Consider the following 22,339-nt stretch of genomic DNA (forward strand, 5'->3'; position numbering starts at 1 on the left):
GCGCCTGCTTGAAGAGGGCAAACCGGAACATGAGCAAACGTACACGCTGAATTCGCTGTTGCAGCCCGCGGGCAAGGGGCAGTAGCCCACTTATAAATAATACTTGCGGCATGGCAGACAAAACAACCTTGGCAGCCACTGCCCTGCCCGTCCTGCCATACAAGCGAAACAGACCGCAGCTGCATCCTCTGGGCGTTGTATTCGTCAAGCCTGACAAGCCCGCCCTGGAGGCTTGCGAACGTTCAAGAGCGAACTCTGGGCCATATCAGGCAGTGCCGTCACCAGATGAGCCTCCTGTCATATCATGGGAAACAAGCCTTCTATGCCGCGCACTACTTCAACGATATTCGATTAAAATAAAAGAATAAATACGACACATAAATAACTGAAACGGCGCTCGTGATAACAAGGCGCTTTTACACTGCAATCTCTTTTGCCACGCATTTTCACTGCGCACCGCACATTAAGCCCCCAATTTGCATAACTGGCCGAACTCTCAAGGGAATGGACGACTGGCATTTTCCAGTGCATTCCCTCGTAAGACGCATGGCCTTTCAGTTGCAAAAGGCTTGAAACGGCAAAACCTCCGAAGCAGCCTTGTTGAGGCTACCCCGGAGGTTTTGCTGCTGTAAAAACTTGCGGTGCAGGTGTCGAACCTGCTCTGTCGCGTGGCACAGACCAGCTATGCAGTGCCGCCACGAGCGTCTTTTCGCTAACTCTGGCCAGTTAATTCCGCACCGAGCCTATCCGATATAACGAGAAATTCATTGCGTCACGGCACGGCTGAGATCAAAACTACGTTGAATGCACATCCCGAGACACAATGCACGTCAGGTGCATTTTCATCGCGTAAACGCTATGTGTTTACGCCGCCACGGCGAGCAGTTGCCCGCGCAGCCGCCAGAGTTTTTCAGGATGAGAGCTTTATTTCTTGGGTGCGGTCTTTTTTTGCCATATGGCAAAATGAGTCAGAGCCATGCCGCCGTGCCCAAGCACATACAGCGCCACAGCCCACACAAAGAATTTATGCACGCTGAAAGCGGTCAAAACAGAGCGGTCGTTACTCCAGTCATCAAACCACCACAGGCCTGAAAAAATAGCCAGCAGCAAGACACACATGCCAAGCCCCTGCACACATGCGGGCAAGCCCTTGGGCCGGGGGCCGACGACTTTGAACTGCGCAGCGACTCGTATATCCTTGAGCAGTTGGTCAGTGTCGCCCCAAAGATAGGGAAAGAAATTGCGCAGGCCACGGTTTTTGATACTGAGCCCCACAAGGGCAACACCAAAAACACACAAAAACATACCTAGGATAATATGAATCCAGGCCAGGGGCGAGGGGCCGTAAGGCATCACGACCATGACCGTACTGAGCAAAAATTGCAGAAGTACCAGCACGATGACGCTGGCATGAATACAACGCAGCAGGGGCGGCTGAAAAAAGCCCAAAAACTTCCACAGCAATGCGCCCTGATCCACAATTTTTTCTTTTACGGTCATGCATTTCTCCTGAGGTCCGGGGCCAGGCATTCATGCCGCCGCCAGCCGCTGTCCGATCGCGGCATGGCACCGTGTCGCAAGAAAAGCCGAGCCTGTTATTTGAAAGGCAATCCTCCACAATGACGCCATAAAATTTTGTTCCCGGCGGAACTGAGCCCGCCGGGGCAATTTTCAATACAGCAATCCCCGGCACGCGCCGGAGCGGCGTTTATCTAAGCAAGCACTGATTAAAGAGCCTCCTGAAAACGCACAGTTATTCCGTTTGTGACAAGCCTAAAGAGCGCAAGCACTGTGTCTCCAGGCAGCTGCAACCAGGGGTATTTTATGCGTAAAATACCCTGGTCACTGCCTAGTGGCTGCAAGAACAATGCAGCATATGCTCCATTTTTTCTTTCTTGGTGCGCAGGTAGTTTTCATTTTCAGGGCAGGCTTCCATCTCGATGGGCACGCGCTCGACAATTTCGATGCCATAGCCGGAGAGGCCCACGATCTTCTTGGGGTTGTTGGTCAGAAGCCGTATTTTGTGAATGCCGAGGTCTACCAGCATCTGCGCGCCAGTGCCGTAGTCACGCAAATCCGGGGGGAAGCCCAGTTTGCGGTTGGCTTCAACGGTATCGTAACCCTGGTCCTGCAAGGCGTAAGCGCGAATTTTATTGGCAAGGCCAATGCCGCGCCCCTCCTGACGCATGTAAAGCAGTGCGCCGCGCCCTTCTTTTTCAATCTGGCGCAGTGCCGCGCCAAGCTGACCGCCGCAGTCGCAACGCAAGGAACCAAGAGCGTCGCCCGTGAGGCATTCGCTGTGCACGCGCGTGAGCACCGGTTCCGGCCCGGTAAGATCACCCTTGACCAGGGCCAGATGCGTGCCCTGATCCGTTTCGCTCTCATAGGCATACACGGTGAAGTCGCCGAATCTGGTGGGCAGATGCGCCTTGTCCACATTGCGCACAGAAACCTGGCCGCGATTCAGGCGGTGACGGATGATATCCTTGACAGCCGCTATCTTGAGGCCATGCTCCTGGGCAAAGATTTCCAGATCGGGCATGCGCGCCATAGTGCCGTCATCACGCATGATCTCGCAAATAACCGAGGCGGGCTTGAGGCCTGCCATTTTTGAAAGATCCACGCCGCCTTCGGTCTGCCCGGCGCGTGAAAGCACGCCGCCCGCTCTGGCGCGCAGGGGAAAGACGTGCCCTGGCGTCACGAGATCTTCAGAGCGCACGTTGTCAGCTACTGCCGCCAGAATGGTAGTGGCGCGGTCAGCAGCGGAAATACCCGTGGTAACGCCCTCGCGGGCTTCAATGGATATGGTGAAGTTGGTGCCGAAGCGTGAGCCGTTGCGTTGCGTCATCAGGGGCAAATCAAGACGGTCAATGAATTCTGGCGCCATTGGCAGGCAGATAAGGCCACGCCCGTACTTGGCCATGAAATTGATGGCCTCGGGGGTCACAAACTCGGCGGCCATAGTCAGGTCGCCTTCATTCTCCCGACCTTCGTCGTCCACAAGAATGATCATCTTGCCCTGCCTGATATCGGCAATGGCTTCCTCAATGCTGCACAGTGGCATGATGCGTCCTTCGTTTAACCCGCACGCGGGCTGTGAATATTGTAATTTACTTAAACTATGGCTGGTGTGGCCTTCTGTCAACCGCGTGCCTGCCCTCAATTTTCGCCAGTGGCAGACGATGTGGGGCGCAGCCCCACTTCGGCCAGCAGGTCCTGCAACGGGCGGCCCAGAAGAAAGGGCAGCAAGGCAGCAGGCACGCCAGCACGCTCTACGCAAAGTTGGCGAAAGGCTGCGTCTGCACGCACGGCCTCGCTCAAATCACCCAGCAAGCCCTGCCGTTCTTCACCTTCTTCCACCCCCTCGCCGTGCCCTTGCGTGCCGCGCGGGGTGAAACCAAGACGGGCGGCGGCTTCAAGCACCGGAGTCACGGGACTTTGTTCTTCGTGAGCGGCCATCAGATCGGGCAAAAGCGCGTGCGTTCCCGCATTGAGATCAGGAAAACCGGGCAATTGCGCTTCCCCGGCCAGGGCTTTGAGGGCTCCGGCCCGGTCCAGCAAGGGTTCACTGCCCAGCAGGGTTTCCAGCGGGGCCGTGTCCATACAGAAAAGCGCCGAACACTGAACCGGGCGCTGGGCATAAATGGCACAGCCCGACCCGTCGCGATAATAGCGGCAGCGCCAGGGGTGCGCCTGCCCGCCGAGGCCAGCCACCTTGATGTGTTCTTTTTCCAAAGGGCGCAGTTCACCACGCGCGTCGTCACGCGCCCATTCGCCCACTCTCAGGCAAACCAGACTTTCCAGCGTCAAAGCGCCGCCCACAAGGCGCGGTGTGTCTTCCACCATAAGGGTGGGCCCGCCGCGCAGACAGCACATGCCGCAACGCCGGCAAACAGGGGCCTCAAGGGGCGAGGACATATCTTGTGAAATCATTGAATCTCCGAATTGGCATGCCCGCCAAAGTTTGGAGGCAGCGCGCATGCCTGTGACAAGCCAACGTATGGATAAATGCTCTAGCGCTGTAAAGAGTACAGCACGCGCTGAACCCGTTGAAGATACTATCCTCAACGTCAAAATGCCTTGTTTGGTCTGAGTGCGTACCCGCTTCGCGGGGTTACGGCAAGCCCGGAACCATCTTCCTTTGCGGCTTACACAGACTCGCCATGCGGTGCGTCACCGCCCGCAACGGTTCCAGTGCCGCTGCCCTCTCCGCCTGGTCCTGCGGATTTGTGGAATCGTCCACCCCAGCGTTTGCCCAGGTCGCGCGAGAGCTTTTCCATATAGTAATAGTAAACGGGCGTAATGTAGAGTGTCACTATCTGCGAAAAACACAGGCCGCCAACCACGGCCATGCCCAGAGGCCGCCGGGCCTCCGCCCCCGCGCCAACGCCGATGGCGATGGGCAGAGCGCCCATAAGCGCCGCCACAGTCGTCATCATGATGGGCCGGAAGCGCACATGACAGCCGCGCGTGATGGCCTCCAGCGGCTCCATAGCAGGGTCATGCCGTTGCGCCTCAAGGGCGAAGTCCAACATCATGATGGCGTTTTTCTTCACGATGCCCAGCAGCATGATTACGCCTACAAAGCCATAGAGGTTCAGGTCCATGCCAAACAGCCAGAGCGTCGCCAGCGCGCCAAAGCCCGCCGAAGGCAGGCCGGAAAGAATGGTCAGCGGGTGAATGAAGCTCTCATACAAGATACCCAGCACCAGATAGATAACCACAATGGCCAACACCAGCAGCCAGCCCATGCCCGTCAGCGAACTTTGAAACGCCTGGGCCGTGCCCTGGGATTCGGCGCTCACGGTGTCGGGCAATAGAGGCTGCGCGGCGGCCTCAACTGCGGCAACGCCCTGCCCCAGCGACACGCCGGGCCGCAGGTTGTAGGAAATGGTCACCGAAGGAAACTGACCGTTGTGGTTCACGGCAATGGGGCCTACGCCCGGCTCCATTTTGACAAGGGTGTCCAGGGGCACAAGGTTGCCGTCCGCAGCGCGCACGTACAGACGCGACAGGGCTGAACTGTCTTGCTGAAACTTTTTCTGCAATTCCACAAAAACCGTATAGTCGTTGGTGGGCGCGTAGATGGTGGATATTTCGCGCGAGCCGTAGGCCGATTGAAGTGCCAAATCAATCTGGTGCGGGCTGACGCCCAGCGCCGCCGCGCGGTTACGGTCAATGGTAACGCGCAGTTCGGGATTTTTCAGTTGCAGATCGCTGTTCACGTCCTGTACCTGCGGCAGGGCACGCAGGGCGTTTTCTATTTCCTGGGCGCTGTCGTACAAGGCTTCCATATCTGGCCCGGAAAGCGTGTACTGATACAACGCCTTGGACGAACGGCCCCCCAGATTGATGGCCGGGGGTACACGCACAAAAACCCGCATGGAAGGCGAAATATTGAGTTCACGCCGCAGCTGTTCCGCCACTTCTTCAATGCCGGGCCTTTGGTCGTGGGGCTTGAGGGGCATAAGCAAAATGCCGTTATTCATGCTCGGGCTGCCGCCAACAATACCCACGATGGAATTGTACATGGCCAGATGAGGATTTTTCTCCAGCAGGGGGTCAAGGCTGTGCTGCGCGCTGACCATGCCGTCGTAGGACACGCCCTGCTCTGCCTCGGTGCTGGCCACCAGCATGCCCAGATCCTCCACAGGCAGAAAGCCCTTGGGCATGGCCATGCCAAGCCAGACCGTAAGCGCCAGCAAAACCAGAGAAGCCGCGAGGGTTTTCAGGCGATGGCGCAGCACCACGTCCAAAGAACGGGCATAGAGAATATTAAGACGGTCAAAGCCGCGCTCAAGCCATCCGTACAACCCCTGCCCGGCACTGCGGCCAGCCTTGTGCGCTCCTTGCGCCTTGAGAAAGTACGCGCAGAGCATAGGCGTAAGCGTAAGCGACACCACGCCCGAAGCCAGAATGGCCGTGATGATGACCACGGCAAATTCCCTGAACAAGCGCCCCACAATGCCGCCCATAAAAAGCACGGGAATAAACACCGCCGCCAGAGAAATCGTCATGGACACAATGGTGAAGCCAATTTCCGCCGAACCGTCGTAGGCCGCAGTGAGCGGGTCCTTGCCCATCTCCTGATGGCGCACGATATTCTCCAGCATGACGATGGCATCGTCCACAACAAAACCCACGGCCAGAGTGAGGGCCATAAGCGAAAGATTGTCCAGGCTGTAGCCAAGCACAGCCATAATGGCAAAGGTGGATATGACCGACATTGGCAGGGCGAGGCTGGGAATAATGGTGGCGGGCAGATTGCGCAGAAAAATGAAGATGACAAGCACCACCAGAAAAACCGTGAGCACCAGCGTAAACTTAACATCCGCCACAGAATGGCGGATGGACTCTGAACGATCGTAAAAAACTTCCAGCGATACAGAAGGCGGCAACTGGCGCTCAAGACCCGGCAGCAGCGCGCGGATGGCGTCTACCACCTGCACGGTATTGGTGCCGGGCTGGCGCTCCACGGCAAGGGTAATGCTTGGTGCGCCGCCGTTGCCCCAGGTGATCTGCTTGTCCTGCTTGACGCTGTCTACCACCTGACCAAGATCGCTCAGACGCACGGGCGCGCCGTTGCGGTAGGCCACTACTGTATCCTGAAAGGCGCGGGCATTCAGCAATTGCCCGGAAGACTTGATGGCGCTGGCCCTTTGCGCGCCTTCCAGCGCGCCTGTGGGCAGCATGCTGTTGGCGGCGGCCACGGCGTCGGCCACTTCGTCAATGCCCAGACCGCGTGAGGCCATTTCGTCCGGGTCAAGCTGTACGCGCACGGCGTATTTTTTCTGCCCGTACACCACCACCTGCGCCACGCCGTCCACCATTGAGAGCCTTTGGCCTATAAGGGTGTCGGCATATTCATTAAGGGCGTATAGCGGCAGGGTCGAGGACGACACACGCAAGTACAGGATGGGCATGTCAGCCGGATTGACCTTGCGGAAGCTGGGCGGCGTGGTCATGCTGGAGGGCATGCGCCGCTGGGCAAGGCCAATGGCCGATTGCACGTCCAGAGCCGCCGCATCGATATTGCGGTCAAGGGCAAACTGAATGGTAACGCGGGTTCGGCCTGTGGAGTTGACCGAAGAAATGGAATCAATGCCCGCAATGGTGAAAAATTCCTTTTCCAGCGGGGTGGCCACGGATGCCGCCATTGTTTCCGGGTCAGCTCCTGCCAGGTCGGCCATGACCTGAATGGTGGGAAAATCCACATTGGGCAGATGGTTGACGGGCAAATTTTTGTAGCCCGTCATGCCGAAAAAAAGCATGCCGAGCATAAGCAGCACCGTGGCTACGGGGCGGCGAATGAATATGGCGGCTATATTCATAATTTTTCCTACGTCAACTGAGTATCAGGCGCAAGAGCAAAAACAGCCCAAGGCCGCAGCACAGGCCGCCAATAAGCTTGCGCAGCACTCCCGTGGGAATGCGTTTAGCCACGGCAACCCCGGCAAAAAGTCCCACAAGGGCCATGAGGCAAATGTAGGGCAGTATGGCAAAGTCCACATGGCCGTCAGCCACGTTGCCAATGGTACCAAAAAGAGCCGTGGTCACCTGATAGGGCATGGCAAGCCCCACTGCAGTCATTGGCGAAACCCCGGCGATGATCATCCAGGGAATGGACACCACTGGCCCGCCCGCGCCCGTCAGGCCTGCCAGCAAAGCCGTCACGGCTCCGATGCAGAAAAAACCCTTGCCGCTCTGCCAGAACACGCTGCCGCTTCCCGGCTTGGGGGGGCGCAGGGCGCACAGCCCGGCGAAGATGATAATACAGGCCAGCAAGGCCACCAGAGGTCCGGCGGGCAGTATGGCGTTGAGCAGGGCTCCGGGCCAGGCTGCCAGACTGCCTGCCATAAAGGGCAGCGCCTTGTGCCAGTCGATATGCCCCAAGCGGCGGTACATGACCGTTCCCACCAGCCCCACAGGCAAAAAAGAAGCCAGGGCCGTGCCCATAGCCATGTGCGTTTCCTGCCCGCTGAGCAGGATAAGCGCCGGAGGAATAAGGATGCCCCCAACCCCGGTTATGCCTACCAGAAAACCCACCAGCAAGGACACAAAATACAGAACGATCATAAGCATGAGCAAAGCCTCAGAAAATAAAAAGACACACAAGAGCCAGAAGCCACAGGGCCAAGCCGCCGTAAAGCGCACTTTGCCGCAACAGAGCGCACAAGGCCAGCAGGCGCGGGGCGTCCCACACGGCCAGCGAAGCAGTATGCTCTCCCCCTTGCGGGGGCGGCCCCAGCCAGGGTTTGTTCACCAGTTCTCCAAAATACACTGAAGGCCCGGCCATGCGCGCTCCGCACAACCATGCGCAGGCCGTCATGGGCCAGCCGGAATTGGGGCTGGGCATGCCCGCAGCCTGCCGGGCCACCACAGCCAGCCCGGGCCAGCTGCCATCCCAACGGCCGGGCAAATACGCAGTGGCCAATGTTGTTGCAGACAATGACGGGCCGCAATTTTGAGATTGGCCAGCGCTACAACCCGTGCTGTGGCCCGTACCACAGGCTCCGTCATGTGCAGTGTCACTCTTGGGGCGGCACGCCCGGTTCTGCGATAAATAGTGCCCCAAACTGCGCACCAGACTTCTTGCTAGGGGCCAGCGCTTGAACAGCGCGCCAGAACTACCGTGCCTGCCAGCCCGGCATTCAGCTTCAAAATTTTGCCGTACCAGAAAAAGAACATGAACCAGCCCCGCGCTCAACGCCGCCAGCCGGGCGGGCACAAAAGCCAGAACATCGTCGGACCGCGCCCCGGCCCAACCGAGCCAGCGCCACTTTTCCGTCATGTAGCCCCACATGGAATCCGTGGTACTCACGGCCTTGTAGCACCAGAGGGCCACCGGGCCGCCCACCAGCAGCCAAAAAAACGGCGCGGTAAAGGCATCCGTAAGATTTTCAGAAAGCGTGTCGGCCAGCGTTTTGCGCATGAGGGGCCGATCCATAACACTGGTGTCGCGGCTTACCAGCCACGAAAGCGCTTCGCGGGCTCCGGTTTCCGGCGCGTGCTCCACCCTTTCCAGTACCAGCTGGCCCGTTTGCAGCAGACTGCCCATTGCCAGCCCGGCCCAGGCCAGATAAATGGCCGCCAGCAAACCCAATAACGGTAAAGACACCGCAGCCCAGACAGCGAATCCCGTGCAGGCAATGAGCGCCAGCAGGGCAGCTGCTCCGGCCAGTCTTCCCCTGCCACGTTCACGCCCGGTTCCTGCCGCCAGCATAAAACGCCGCGCGGGGCGCTCCAGCCAGTCCAGCAATTTGCCCACAAGGCAGACAGGATGCCGCCAGGGCAAAGCAGGGTCGCCGAGCCATAAATCCAGCACAAGGGCCAGAGGGGCCAGCCACCAGCACTCCCACACAGACCAGGGAAAAACAAGAGACAGCCCGTGGGGCAAGCTCACTCCCAGTTCTCCATAAGATTCGCCTTGGCCAGAGCCGCATACAGCACAATGCCCGCCGATGTGGACAGGTTGATGCTGCGCACGCGCCCCTCAAGCATGGGGATGCGCACGCGGTACGGCGAAAGGGCCAGAATGTCTTGCGGCAACCCGCGCGTTTCTGGCCCAAAAACCAGAAAATCGTCAGGTTCGAAAGCAAACCTATGCACCGCCGCACTCTCTTCAGAAGCTTTGGCCGAGGTGAATACCAGCCGCCCGGCCTTGCCGCCTGCACCGGTTCCTTCCATAAAGGCCTGCCAGTTGGGCCACACCTTCAGGTTTACATTGGGCCAGTAGTCGAGGCCTGCGCGCTTGAGGTAACGGTCTTCAAGCTTGAACCCCAAGGGTTCGACAAGGTTGAGCGTCACACCTGTTGCGGCGCAGAGCCGGGCGACATTGCCCGTATTGGGGGGAATTTCCGGTTCGTAAAGAACTATCTGCATGATTCTCGTACTCGCACGCCCGCCAGCTTTCTGCGGGTAAATTTCTTTGGGAGTGCGATACTATGGCGTATATGGATGCTTTTCAAGGGGCGAGGCCGTCCGGAATACTGCCGCTGCCGCCACCTGCTCCGCTGCACCTGAGGCAACATTCAGGCCGCGACGCTGACCGCCTGCCACGCCGGAAGGCCGCGCAAAGCCAGGGGGGCTGACTGGCCGTACCGTCACGAGCACCTTTGCAGACGAGCCTTTTGTGCAGGGTGTATTCTCTGATGATATTCATCTAGAATAAAAGAAGAAATTAGACACATAGGGAAGCAGTGATTAAAGAGCCCCCTGGAAACGCGCAGTTATTTCGTTTGGCAAGGCACGACCTTTTTTTGAAGCAGGAGTGGACTCTTCCGTCCTCGACTGGTTCAAAAAAAGTGAAGCAACGCCGCCAAACGGAATAAATCAGCGTTTCCATAGACAACTGTAAAGGCGCTCGTGACAACACGGCCCACGCTGTTTTTCCGTCTTGAAAGCCCTGAATCAGGATTCTTGAGCTACCAGCCCCGCCAGTCCAGGCACAGCCTGACACGCCACGCGCATATCCCTGTTGCCAAAGCCGTTGTCGTCCAGCGTAGCAAAACTTTCGGCCTCGGTAATTTCCACAGTTGCGCCGTCTGCTCCAGCCAGCTCCAGCCTTTGGAGCAAGAGTTGCCTTGCCCGCTCGCCAAGGGTTTCAAGGCTGAACCCTCTGCGGATGCTTTCCGTCAGATCCAGAGCCGGAGCCCGCAAATGACCTGAACCTGTGTCTGCATAGACTTCCAGAGAGTCGGTTGGCAGCGTAAGGGCCGCCCCCACGGCGTTGGCCACAGCAGTATGGGGCGGGCAGTCCACAGGCATGCGCAAGCCGGCTGCCAGATGCGGCCCGATGCAGGCCGCCGGGCCACCCACCAGCCATGCCCGCGAGGGATGCGCCTCTTGCAGTGCCCGCAAGCCAGCCAGCGTGTAAATAGGTTGGGCGTTTATGCCCTCCACCAGATTTCTTGCGGCGCGGTTGATCTGCTCCAGAGCATCTTCCACGGCCATTTGGGCCAGATCGTGCGGAGCAAGACCACATTGACGCGCCAGTGCTTCCATACCAGTCAGAGAGGCGGATACGTTTCCGGCCAGTTCGCCAGCCTCATGACTTTGCGGGAAGCTGTGCAGGGCATTGAGCGCGTCCAGCAGCGTCGGAAGGCTGCCGCCAAATGCCATTGCTGGCCCCTGCCGTTCCGGCCCTACGCGAACGGAAGCCTCGGCCCCGGAACCGTCAACGGATAAAAGAGAGTCGCCGCCCACACCTATGGAAACTGAAGCAAGCGCGCGAACCAGTGTACGCCGCCCCTGAAGAACCATGCCGTCCCTGTCCACCACCGGAGAACCATCGACCACCAGAGCAATGTCTGTGGTGGTGCCGCCCATATCCAGCAGCAGGGCGCAGCCTTCACGGGCTTCGGGGCACAAGGCCAGAACGCCCATAACGCTGGCAGCCGGGCCGGAAAGGATGGACTGCACAGGCTCACGGCGCGAAAGGCTCAGCGGCACTGCTCCGCCATCTGCCTTGAGCAGACGCACGGCAGCGCGCACCCCGGCCCCGGCAAGGGCGTTTTCCACAGCATCCAGAAAACTGGAATGCAACCGCTGCACCGCGGCATTAAAGTAAGCCGTAGCAATGCGCCGGGGAAAATTCAGACGGCCAGAAAGCCTGTGCCCCAAGGTGACGTCCGCGTCGGGGAAGGCGACATCCCGACAGTTTTGACCGGATGTTTCAGCTCCACGGGTCACGGCCTGCGCCATCTTTTGCTCATGCACAGGATTGCGTGGCGAAAATTTGCCTACGCAGGCCACAGCGGCAATGCCTTCTTCACGCCAGCGGGCGGCCTGATTTTCCAGTTCGCTCACATCCAGCGGGCTGATTTCCGTTCCCCTGTGGTCCAACCCGCCGGGAACAACGCACACATGCTTTCCCAGGGCGAACCGCCGGGGATCAAGCCCCGGTCCGGCAGAAAGAGCAAGCGCCACGGCATCGGCCTTATCCTGCACAAGGGCATTGACCGCCAGAGTTGCCCCCAGGGTCACGCGGGTGACGCGGCCCAGCAACTCGGGCCCACCGGAAAGCGCTGTGGGGGAACTTGCGGAAGAGGCGCTTTCATTCAAGGCGCGGGCCAGCGCCGCCAGCACTTCGCTTACCGAGGCAGGCAGGTCGTCGTGTTTTGTCGGCACCTTGGCCGCGGCCAGCAGATGCATGCGCGCCAAAGGCTTGTGGGGCAAATCCATGCGTGACAGGCGCGCTGCCGGATCGGCAGCATCCAGCGCGCCAGATGAAACTGCGCGGTCTTCTGCCAACCCAGCCTGATCCTGCGCAAGCAGAACCGCATCCGTGTGGGTTCCTCCGGCATCAATGCCCAACAGAAAAACCTGCCCCTGGGGCGTGCCTTCACTATGTTTCTGCGTCATGACCGCTTGTTCCTTTATGCCATAAGGAAACGCTGATTACTTCATTTGCCTGCGTTGCTTCACTTTTTTGAAACCGTCGAGGACGGAAGAGCCCACTCCTGCTTCAAAAAAAGATCGCGCCTTGCCCAACGAAATAACTGCGCGTTTTCAGGAAGCTCTTTAATCAGAGCTTCCATAGGTATGGGGCAAGCATACGGCATGCCTCTTCACAGGGCCAGACCTTTCACCCTGCATGCGGCGATAAGGCTCGCAAAGCCCGTCCTCTCACGGCCTACTGCTTGCCATACGCCGCGCTTTACAGTAAATTTTTTCTCTTGCGGACTCAGGCAGCCATGTGCGCCGCCGGAGATGCCGCCCTACTATGAGGCTTGCGGAGGACAGCATGCAAAAGATGAAGTACATCTGGGTTGATGGCAAAATGGTTCCCTGGGATCAGGCTCAGGTTCACGTGCTTACCCATGCCCTGCACTATGGCAGCGCCATTTTTGAGGGTATCCGGGCTTACGCCTGTGCCGACGGCAGTTCCGCCGTATTCCGCCTTGAAGACCATTGCAAGCGCATGCTCAACTCCGCCAAGATTCTACGCATGAACCTCCCCCTCACTGCCGAGGAACTGGCGGCAGCCTGCATAAAAACCCTTGAAGCCAACGAACTGAAAGAAGGCTATGTGCGCCCGCTCTCCTTTGTGGGCTACGGCGAAATGGGCGTCTACCCCGGCAATAATCCGGTGCAGACCATCGTTGCCACCTGGCCCTGGGGCGCTTACCTTGGCGCTGAAGCCCTTGAAATGGGCATCCGCATCAAAACAAGCACCTTTGCCCGCAGCCATGTGAACACCAGCATGTCCAAGGCCAAGGCCTCGGGCAACTATATCAACTCCATTCTCGCCAAGGTGGAAGCCAAGGACGAAGGCTATGACGAAGCCGTCATGCTGGACACCAACGGCTACGTCTCCGAAGCCACAGGCGAAAATATCTTTATCGTGCGCGACGGCGTGATCAAGACCACGCCCTGGACATCCATTCTTGGCGGCATCACCCGTGATTCCGTCATGAAGCTGGCCAAGGATCTTGGTTATGTGGTGGAAGAGCAGCAGTTTACCCGCGATGAACTGTACATCGCCGATGAAGCCTTCTTTACAGGCACCGCTGCTGAAGTCACCCCCATTCGCGAACTGGATCACCGCCAGATCGGCGTGGGCCACGCTGGCCCCGTGACCAAGCATTTACAGACCGAGTACTTCAAGATCGTCAAGGGCGAAAACCCCAAGTACGCCAGCTGGCTGCACCACTATAAAGTCTAGTTACACTGGCGCGCCCGGTCTCGCCGGGCGCGCCTATAAAAACTCATGAAGCATCTTTCCCTCGCATCACGCTACCGCCCCCAGACCTTTGCGCAGGTGGCGGGACAGGATATGGTCAAGGCCGTCCTTTCCCGCGCTGCTGCCGAGGACAGGCCCGCTGCCGCCTATCTTCTGAGCGGCACACGCGGCGTGGGCAAGACCACCATCGCCCGTATTTTCGCCAAAGCTCTCAATTGCGAACACGCGCCGGGCCCGGAACCCTGCAATGAATGCGCCCAGTGCCGCAAGATCACGCAGGGCGTACACGTGGACGTGACAGAAATTGACGGCGCTTCCAACAACAGCGTGGAAGACGCCCGTTCCCTGCGCGAAACCATCGGCTACGCCGCTATGGAAGGCCGCTACAAGGTCTTCATCATCGACGAAGCCCACATGCTCACGCGCAACGCTTTCAACGCCCTGCTCAAAACGCTAGAAGAGCCGCCGGAACGCGTGGTCTTCATCTTCGCCACCACCGAAGCGCACAAATTTCCCATCACCATTGTGAGCCGTTGCCAGCATTTCGTTTTTCGCCATCTGGGCGAGGACGCGCTGGTGGATCACCTTTCAGGCGTGCTGCGCAAGGAAGGCGTTACTTTTGAAGAGAGCGCCGTGCGCCTTCTGGCGCGCCGTGCCGCTGGCAGCGTGCGCGACAGCATGTCCCTGCTGGACCAGACGCTGGCTCTGGGCGGCGCGGAACTGACGGCAGCCGCAACGCGCCAGGTGCTTGGCCTGGCCGGGCAGGAAATGTTCGGCAATCTTTTTGACGCCCTGCATGTGCAGGACTGCGCCGCTGTTGCCGATCTTTGCAGCCAGATCTTGCAGCAAGGCGTGGATATTGGATTTTTTGTGCGAGAGCTAGCTGGCAACCTGCGCAATCTTTTTCTTCTGCGGCAAGGCGGCGAAGCCATGCTGCCGAGCCTGCGCCTGCCCGCTGACGAAGCCGCCTTGTGGCAAAGCCTTGCCCCGCGTTTTTCCACGGCCCACCTGCACGCCGCCTGGCAAATGACGCTGGACTCGCAGCGCGGCATTGTGCAAAGCCCGGAACCGGCGGCGGCCCTTGAGCTGTTGCTGCTCAATCTTGCCCTGCTGCCTCAGTTGCTGCCCGTTGGGCAACTGACGCCCGGCCAAATGGCTGGCCAGGCATCGGGCCAGACATCAGGGCAGGCATCAGGGCAGACACCGGGCCAGACATCAGAACAATTCTCCGGCGCAGCGCCTGCTTCCGCGCAAGGTCCGGCATCCGGCACACAATACGGCTCCGCCCCTGCAAGGCCATCAGGCCAGCCAGCAGCCCCGACGCAAACCGTGCCCGCGGGAACTTCCCACGCAGCGCCGCAACCGCCCCATGCCGGAGGCGAGCCTTCCCGCAATGGCTACGGCGCACAGACCGCAAACACTGGCAGAAGCCCGGCCCGCCCGCGTGATGCGGCTACGGCTCCCGGCCCTGCTGCTGACGGTGATGAAGCTGAAGGCTCTGACCCTGCCGCAAGAAGCTTCCCGCAGAGCGGCACCAGCCGCAACAGGATAGACAGCGCGTCAGCCACACATGTCGAAGCGGGCAACAGGGCCGATGATCCCGATATGCCTCCCCTTGTGGAAAACGATGCCCCCTGGGGCGATGACGCGGACGGTTCGTGGGGCGCTCCGCCCTATTCGGATGAAGAAATTGAATCCGAAGCGGGCTCTGGCTTTGCCACCGGAATTCCCTGGGACGAGCCAGAAGCGGACGCTACGGTTTCAGCGCCATCGGGTTCCATAAAAAAAACGGCAGGCAGCTCCAGTCATGACTGGCAGAGCTTTTATGATTTTTGCGTAGCCGAGCAGGCCGCCGCGCGGCTGACCCTGGCCCCGTATCTGCTTCGCGGTATTGGCGTACAGTGGGGCGACGGCGTCCTTCGGTTGCAGCCAAGAACAGAAACGCAGCTGAACCAGCTTGAAAAACAGAGCAAAGCACTGTATGCGGCATTGGCTGCTTATGGCGCGGGGGACACGCAGGTGGAAATCATCGCCCCCAAGCCGCATCGGCCAGAAGCCGATCTGATTGAAGAATTCAGGCGTAAAGAGGCTCTGCAACCCTGCTTTGAGGTACTCAACGCTTCATTGAAGGGGTGCCGGCCCATAGAATAGTAAAATCCGCACTATCGGCGGCGGAAACCATATCCGACGCAGGGCAGTTATCCTGTCATATGGCAGGATGCCCAGGCAGGACAACGCTTTGAGCAGCCCTTTCTGGCGAGGTTGAGCCACCTGACTTGTAAAGCAGGGGCACCGCGCGCCGGATTTTTGCGCCACTACATGGTACTCGGCTTTAACCACAATATTTAAGGAGAAACATATGCGCAACATGAACGACATCCTGCGCCAGGCGCAGGTTATGCAGAATAAGATCGCCAAACTCCAGCAGGAAATGGGCGAACACAGCTATGAAGCCACCAGTGGCGGCGGCATGGTCAAAGCCGAAGTTTCGGGCAAGCAGGAACTGCGCAAGATCACCATTGACCCCAAAGCTCTGGAAGGCGGCGATGTGGAAATGCTGCAAGACCTCATTCTTGCTGCCGTCAACGAAGCCGGACGCATTGCCCGTGAAACTATGGATCGCGAAATGAGCAGCATCTCCGGCGGTATCAAGCTGCCCGGTCTTTTCTAGGTTCATGAACACGCGTATTCCCGAACCGCTCAAGGCCCTGGTAGAGCAGCTAGCGCGCCTGCCGGGCCTTGGCCCCAAATCTGCCATGCGGGCAGCTATGGCCTTGCTCAAATGGCCGGAAGCTGAAACACGCCGTCTTGGCCGGGGCATCCACGACCTGCGCGACAATCTGCACCTGTGCTCGCGCTGCGGCGGCCTTTCGTCCACCGACCCCTGCCCTGTCTGCGCTGACGCAGAACGCGCCCGCGACACGCTTTGCCTTGTTACTGAATGGGACAGCATGCTGACCCTTGATGAAGGCGGATTTTACCGCGGGCAGTACATGATTCTGGGTGGCCTGCTGGCTCCTCTGGACCGTATGGACTCTGAAAGTCTGGACACTGACAGGCTTGTAAACCGGCTGGAAGAAGGCGAGATAGCAGAACTTATCCTTGCTCTTGGCGCAACCCTTGAGGCGGAAAACACCGCCACCTTTGTACGCCAGATGGTGGCCAAGCGCTTTCCAAAAGTGCGGATTTCGCGCCTTGCCCAAGGCATCCCCCTTGGAGCCGAAGTAAAGTATATGGACAAGGAAACCCTGCGGCAGTCCCTGCAATACCGCCAGGATCTCAAGTAGTCCGGCATAGATTTAGGATACATATTCCAGCAGATTAAGGCATGATATTTTCAACTGGCGTCTGTTCAGGCAGATGCCAGAGCAGCGCAACATGAAATGCCCAACATCCCCGTCTTTCTGCCCGGTGGCGTCCGTTCGCCGTGCTTTCTGAAAAAAAACATCTTCTCTACCGCCGGGAGGTCCCGATGGAGCTAACCAGTTCTTCCGTCCAATCCGTCATGCTGCATCCGGTCATGCAAGCCCTTGTGGCGGGCCTGTTTTCCTGGCTTTCAGTAACGTTGGGCGCGGCGTTCATATTTACCCGGCGCGAATTTTCACGCAAAGCTATGGACTGTCTTTTGGGCGCAGCTGGGGGCATGATGCTGGGCGCGGCGTTTTTTGGCCTTTTGCAGCCCGCTATGGAAATGGCCGGACATATGGGCCGTCTTGGTTTTCTGCCCGTGGTCTTCGGCCTTATGCTGGGCGCGGCATTTCTTTTGCTGCTGGACCGCGCCTTGCCCCATCTGCATCTGGTTCAGGGCACGACCGAGGGCATTTCCACCAGTTGGAGACGCAGCGTGCTTCTGGTCACGGCGATGGCCCTGCACCATATTCCCGAAGGGCTCGCCATCGGCGTGGGCTACGGCGCTGCCGCCGCTGAAAGCGCTATGAGCGCCAGCATTGAAAGCCTTGGCATGAGCACGGCTCTGGTACTCACTGTATCAATTATGCTGCAAAACCTTCCTGAGGGCATGGTTGTTTCCACGGCTTTGCGGGCTGAAGGCTATTCCGCAAAAAAATCTTTCTTTTACGGCATGCTCTCTGGCGTTACCGCGCCCATTGGCGCTGTGCCCGGCGCTCTGGCTGCAGGCGTGGCAGCGGGCATATTGCCCGTGGCTCTGGCCTTTGCCGCAGGCGCTATGATCTACGTAGTCTTTGAAGAAGTCATTCCTGAAGCCAATGCGTCCGGCAACGGCAATGCCGCTTCGGTTTCCTGTATTTGCGGGGTTTGCCTTGTTATGGCTCTCACAACGTTACTGGGTTGAACCACCCCCGCCCAAATGAAGAGATATTATTTCAACTGACATGCTATAATTTTTTTTCAGACCTGTCCGAAAGAATAGGTAAGCGACTGGTTAAATCCTTTGTCAACTTGTCGGGGCAAGTGGTTTTACCGCTTGCAGCCACAGTTTTTTTCAATTACTATCAAACAACTCATATTAAAATTTGATAGCCGAACATCCATGCTAAATACAGGGATTACGGCTTGTGACTTTATGCACAGAGAAGGGGCAACAGATATGCAGCAAAACGCGCATTAACGGGCTTTTTAGAGCACAGACCACTCTCTGGCACTGAGCTTATTTGAAAATTCGGGCTGAATCAGCGGGCAGCCCGTACGACACAGTACCGCACATCACAGGCAAACCTGAACGTTTCCTCCGCAACCTGTGACCCCGGTAGCGGCTACCAAGGATGAACTGTATGAATCTTACCCTCAGCCTTCGTATGACCATCTTTTTCTTCATAGGCCTCATACTGGCCTGTGCGGCTATGCTTATAAGCTTCAACATGACTTTGGGCGACAGTCTTTCTTCCACCCATATGTGGAAGGCCCTGGCTGGCGGTGCTGTCGCCATCGTTGTTCTAGGTGCCATCGGCGCTCTGCTTATCCACAACTGGCTTTCACCCATACGGAAATGCGTTCGCTTCGCAGAAGCCATTTCCTCAGGGCACGAAGACGCCAAGCTTGACGTATACCGCACAGACTGCCTTGGGCATCTGGCCGAATCACTTCGCATTATGGTGTCAAAACTGGAAGGCCAGACCCACTGGTACGAAAGTATCCTCAATACCCTGCCCCTGTCCGTTTCTGTTACAGACAACGACATGATCTGGACATTCTGCAACACCAATGCGCTCGGAACGATGAGCAAAACCTGTCAAACCGACGTGGTTGGCAAACATTGCTCCGAAAAGAATGGCAACATCTGTAATACGCCCGAATGTGGTATTGAGCAGTTGCGCCTGGGCAACAAAAGGGTCATCAACCATATGCCCAACGGCAAGACCATGCAGATCATGCTGGACTACCTGAAGGATGCTCAAGGCAAACACATAGGCCATGTGGAAATCGGTGAAGACATCACCGAAAAGGTTCTTCTTGAAAAGAAGGCTGCCGCAGCAGCGCACAAGGCCAGAATGGACACCGTGACCCAGCTTGAAGGCGTGGTGGCTCATCTGCAAAAAGCCGCCGACACCCTCAATGCGTCATTGGGCGATGTGCGCGACAAGGCAGATGTTGCCGCTGACCGCATGGCCGAAACGGCCACTGCAATGAACGAAATGAACGCCACGGTTCTTGAAGTAGCCCACAATGCCGAAGCTGCGGCTGAAGCGGCCACCTCGGTGCAAGGGCACGCGCAGGATGGCGCGGGCATCGTGCTGCGCACCATACAGAGCATGCAGACCGTGCAGCAGCAGTCCAGTGGTCTCAAGGGCGACATGCTCGACCTCGACAAGCAGGCCAGAGATATCGGCACGGTGCTCACCCTCATTCGTGACATTGCCGACCAGACCAACCTGCTGGCGCTCAATGCCGCCATCGAGGCCGCTCGCGCTGGTGAGGCCGGACGAGGCTTTGCCGTGGTTGCCGACGAAGTGCGCAAACTGGCCGAAAAAACTATGAGCGCCACCCGTGAAGTGGAAACCGCCATTGCATCTATTCAGGAAGGCACGGGCAAAAGTTCCACCACTGTGGACGGCACTGTAAATTCCATCGATGAAGTAGGCCGTATGGCTGAAGAATCCGGGCAGTCGCTGGAGCGTATTTCCAGCCTGGCTGGCGACTCCAGCTCACGAGTTTCTGCCATTGCCGCCGCTGCCACGGAACAATCCGCTGCCTCTGATGAGATCAACCGCAATATTGCCGAGGTCAACACGCTGAGCGCCCATATCGCCGAATCTATGGATCTTGCGGCGCGTCAGGTCAGTGATATGGCAGGCCAGGTAGGCATTGTCACAGGCATACTGGACAGCATCCGGCAGGAAGACAAAGATCAAGCCCGCGCCGCCGAAAACGAATCCAGACCCCACGCTGCCTGACAAAATCGCAGCCGTTTTTGCCCCGAGCCGACTCAAACTTTACACAGCGCAAAACGCCGCAAAGCGTGCTGTACAAATAGGCCAGAAAAGCATCCGCCAGAGCAATAGCCGGCGGATGTTTTCTGTTTTATACGCTAACGGTTTCGTCCAGATATTGTGCTTGCCCCAATAAAAGCAATGCCAATATGTGAATTTAAGCGCATACACCCCTTATAGCCACTTGCCAGCACAAAAACAGACGGGCAGCCCTTGTTAAAAGGGCTGCCCGTCTCAGCATTAACGTTACAAGGTGAGCTTTCGTGTCATATCAAGCAGAACAAATCTTTTATGCAGGCGTGGCCCTTATGCCACCCGGCCAGAATAAAGAATCATTCTGCACAAATATAACTGGCAAACCTCTTTAACTATACAACTTATGGATGATTCAAAAACTTGTTCTGTGTAGCTGCCGTGCCACTGTGGCAAGGCGTGCAATCCATGATGCCCTTGGCCCAGTTGGCATCATTGTCCTTGGTCATATGGCATTCGCCACAGTAGGTTACGGATTTCTGCATGGGAAAGGTGCTCTTGAAATCCTTGCCCTGGTCTATTTTGGCATTGATGATTTCAGCAGCCTTGAAAGCCGCATCAGCAGTAAGACGCCCGCAACGTTCACTACGCTGCTTGCTGTCGGCTTCCACCTTGTTTTCGTAACACCACTTGGACACGGAAATGTGGCAAAGTACGGAATCAGAGGCACTCATGGGCATATCGCCCTTGAAGCCCTGCGCCGCGTCGCCGGGATTGTAGACAGGCAGTTTGGTCACTTCGTACCAGCGGAACAGTTCGTTAACCATTGGGTGTACTTCTTTGCGTCCCCAGAACAGAGAGAAGGAAGCTGCGGCCCCGTAAAGAGCCCCGCAAATGGTGCCCCAGTCAGAAATTCCGCCTTTGTTGGCTTCAAGCATGGCAAAGGGAAACTGGTTATAAGGCGCGCCGTATTTTTCGCCCATCAGGCCGACAATACTGTAAAAAGTGCCGAAACCACAGCCGAAACCCTTATGCCAGTACCCTTCATAGGCCACCTGGGCGCATTCCTTGGGGTCAAGCTTATGGGCTTTCCAGCCAAAGGCTCCACCTACCTGGTCAAAGCGTCCTGCGGCCTGCTGCGTCTGCCCTGCAGCCTTGGCCTCAACGCCTCCCAGTCCAAGCATAGCACCACCCACTGCAAGCCCGCCAAGGCCGCAGATAAGATCACGTCTGCCGATGTTCACTTTTTCTCCTCCAGGTTATGTGTCTGCCGTGACACGGTTAGTTCATTAATTCACTACCAAGGTTGAGAAAGAAAGGTCAATTATAAAAACACCCCCAAAATGGTCTTTTTTAAACCTAGCTAAACACTTTTTATCGTTTTTTTTTGGCAATACTCTGGACGACCCGCAAGAAAGACTTACATATACCTCGCAGTTGGGCAGCCATCTGCCAGAATTTACAGCGCGCGCCGTTCCAGCAGCTCAATGGGCGGGCCGGTCGCAGCGCAAATCCACACGAGAAAAGCTTTCCCTGAGGAGGATCACTATATGTCCAAGATTATCGGTATTGACCTGGGTACTACCAACTCCTGCGTATATGTTATGGAGGGCAAGGACCCTAAATGCATCACCAACCCTGAAGGCGGCCGCACCACCCCTTCCGTGGTGGCCTTTACAGATAAGGAACGCCTGGTGGGTGACATTGCCAAGCGTCAGGCCGTTACCAACCCCACGCGTACTGTTTTTGCCATCAAGCGTCTGATGGGCCGCAAGTATGACAGCCCCGAAGTGGAACGCTGGAAGGAACACAGCCCCTACGCCATCGTCAAAGCCCCTAATGGTGATGCCGGTGTTGAAGTGGATGGCCGTACCTACAGCTCCCCTGAAGTTTCGGCTATGATCCTGGCCAAGCTGAAGGCCGATGCGGAAGCCTACCTGGGTGAAACAGTGACCGAAGCCGTTATTACGGTTCCGGCCTACTTCAACGATGCCCAGCGTCAGGCCACCAAGGACGCGGGCCGCATTGCAGGCCTTGAAGTCAAGCGCATCATCAACGAGCCTACGGCCGCTTCGCTGGCCTATGGTGCGGACAAGAAGGCCAACGAAAAAATCGCTGTCTTCGACCTTGGCGGCGGCACTTTTGATATTTCCATTCTGGAAGTGGGCGACAACGTTGTTGAAGTGCGCGCCACCAATGGCGACACCTTCCTGGGCGGCGAAGACTTCGACCAGCGCATAATCAACTTCCTTGTTGAAGAGTTTAAGAAAGAAAA

At 57.7% G+C, this 22,339-nt stretch carries 16 protein-coding genes; 7 read left to right on the plus strand and 9 right to left on the minus strand.

The window, feature by feature from the left end; all coding sequences use genetic code 11:
- Window positions 1–924: 924 nt before the first annotated feature.
- The 8 genes from QM579_RS06680 to QM579_RS06715 all read right to left on the minus strand — a co-directional run bounded on the left by QM579_RS06680 (window position 925) and on the right by QM579_RS06715 (window position 12,363).
- Entirely contained in the window at window positions 925–1,500 is a 576-nt protein-coding gene (locus QM579_RS06680; protein WP_414998396.1) for a cytochrome b/b6 domain-containing protein, read from the minus strand.
- 349 nt (window positions 1,501–1,849) lie between these two features.
- Entirely contained in the window at window positions 1,850–3,064 is a 1,215-nt protein-coding gene (locus QM579_RS06685; protein WP_414998397.1) for a bifunctional 3,4-dihydroxy-2-butanone-4-phosphate synthase/GTP cyclohydrolase II, read from the minus strand.
- Between the two features lie 95 nt (window positions 3,065–3,159).
- Window positions 3,160–3,933, minus strand: coding sequence for a YkgJ family cysteine cluster protein (locus tag QM579_RS06690; protein WP_414998398.1), 774 nt, complete (start codon window positions 3,931–3,933; stop codon window positions 3,160–3,162).
- A gap of 215 nt (window positions 3,934–4,148) precedes the next feature.
- Window positions 4,149–7,331: an efflux RND transporter permease subunit gene (locus QM579_RS06695; protein WP_414998399.1), complete on the minus strand. Its 3,183-nt coding sequence runs from the start codon at window positions 7,329–7,331 to the stop codon at window positions 4,149–4,151.
- Window positions 7,332–7,344: 13 nt separating this feature from the next.
- Window positions 7,345–8,082, minus strand: a complete 738-nt coding sequence (locus QM579_RS06700) for a sulfite exporter TauE/SafE family protein (protein ID WP_414998400.1) — start codon at window positions 8,080–8,082, stop codon at window positions 7,345–7,347.
- A gap of 10 nt (window positions 8,083–8,092) precedes the next feature.
- A complete protein-coding gene (locus QM579_RS06705) occupies window positions 8,093–9,403 on the minus strand; it encodes a CobD/CbiB family cobalamin biosynthesis protein (protein ID WP_414998401.1) in 1,311 nt (436 codons plus the stop codon).
- Window positions 9,400–9,882 carry a tRNA (cytidine(34)-2'-O)-methyltransferase gene (locus QM579_RS06710; protein ID WP_414998402.1) on the minus strand — a complete coding sequence of 161 codons (483 nt, stop codon included), beginning with the start codon at window positions 9,880–9,882 and terminating at the stop codon, window positions 9,400–9,402. The genes QM579_RS06705 and QM579_RS06710 overlap by 4 nt, the downstream gene beginning before the upstream one ends.
- A 528-nt stretch (window positions 9,883–10,410) precedes the next feature.
- On the minus strand, window positions 10,411–12,363 hold the full coding sequence (locus tag QM579_RS06715) for a hydantoinase/oxoprolinase family protein (protein ID WP_414998403.1): 1,953 nt from the start codon (window positions 12,361–12,363) through the stop codon (window positions 10,411–10,413).
- 382 nt (window positions 12,364–12,745) lie between these two features.
- Between QM579_RS06715 and QM579_RS06720 the strand changes: the two genes are divergently transcribed.
- The 6 genes from QM579_RS06720 (at window position 12,746) to QM579_RS06745 (ending at window position 20,055) form a co-directional block, all read left to right on the plus strand.
- A complete protein-coding gene (locus QM579_RS06720) occupies window positions 12,746–13,666 on the plus strand; it encodes a branched-chain amino acid transaminase (protein ID WP_414998404.1) in 921 nt (306 codons plus the stop codon).
- Window positions 13,667–13,711: 45 nt separating this feature from the next.
- Window positions 13,712–15,835, plus strand: coding sequence for a DNA polymerase III subunit gamma/tau (gene dnaX / locus QM579_RS06725; protein ID WP_414998405.1), 2,124 nt, complete (start codon window positions 13,712–13,714; stop codon window positions 15,833–15,835).
- A gap of 208 nt (window positions 15,836–16,043) precedes the next feature.
- Window positions 16,044–16,355: a YbaB/EbfC family nucleoid-associated protein gene (locus tag QM579_RS06730; protein WP_414998406.1), complete on the plus strand. Its 312-nt coding sequence runs from the start codon at window positions 16,044–16,046 to the stop codon at window positions 16,353–16,355.
- 4 nt (window positions 16,356–16,359) lie between these two features.
- Entirely contained in the window at window positions 16,360–16,971 is a 612-nt protein-coding gene (gene recR, locus QM579_RS06735; protein ID WP_414998407.1) for a recombination mediator RecR, read from the plus strand.
- 185 nt (window positions 16,972–17,156) lie between these two features.
- Entirely contained in the window at window positions 17,157–17,996 is an 840-nt protein-coding gene (locus QM579_RS06740) for a ZIP family metal transporter (protein ID WP_414998408.1), read from the plus strand.
- 439 nt (window positions 17,997–18,435) lie between these two features.
- Entirely contained in the window at window positions 18,436–20,055 is a 1,620-nt protein-coding gene (locus tag QM579_RS06745; protein ID WP_414998409.1) for a methyl-accepting chemotaxis protein, read from the plus strand.
- Window positions 20,056–20,468: 413 nt separating this feature from the next.
- On the opposite strand, the gene QM579_RS06750 is transcribed toward QM579_RS06745, so the two are convergent.
- Window positions 20,469–21,308, minus strand: a complete 840-nt coding sequence (locus tag QM579_RS06750; protein ID WP_414998410.1) for a split-Soret cytochrome c — start codon at window positions 21,306–21,308, stop codon at window positions 20,469–20,471.
- 306 nt (window positions 21,309–21,614) lie between these two features.
- On the opposite strand from QM579_RS06750, the gene QM579_RS06755 reads away from it, so the two are divergent.
- On the plus strand, window positions 21,615–22,339 hold a 725-nt coding region (locus QM579_RS06755; protein WP_414998411.1), incomplete at its 3' end, for an Hsp70 family protein.

Source organism: Desulfovibrio sp., from assembly GCF_047607245.1.
In the GTDB taxonomy this organism is placed as follows: Bacteria; Desulfobacterota; Desulfovibrionia; order Desulfovibrionales; family Desulfovibrionaceae; genus Desulfovibrio.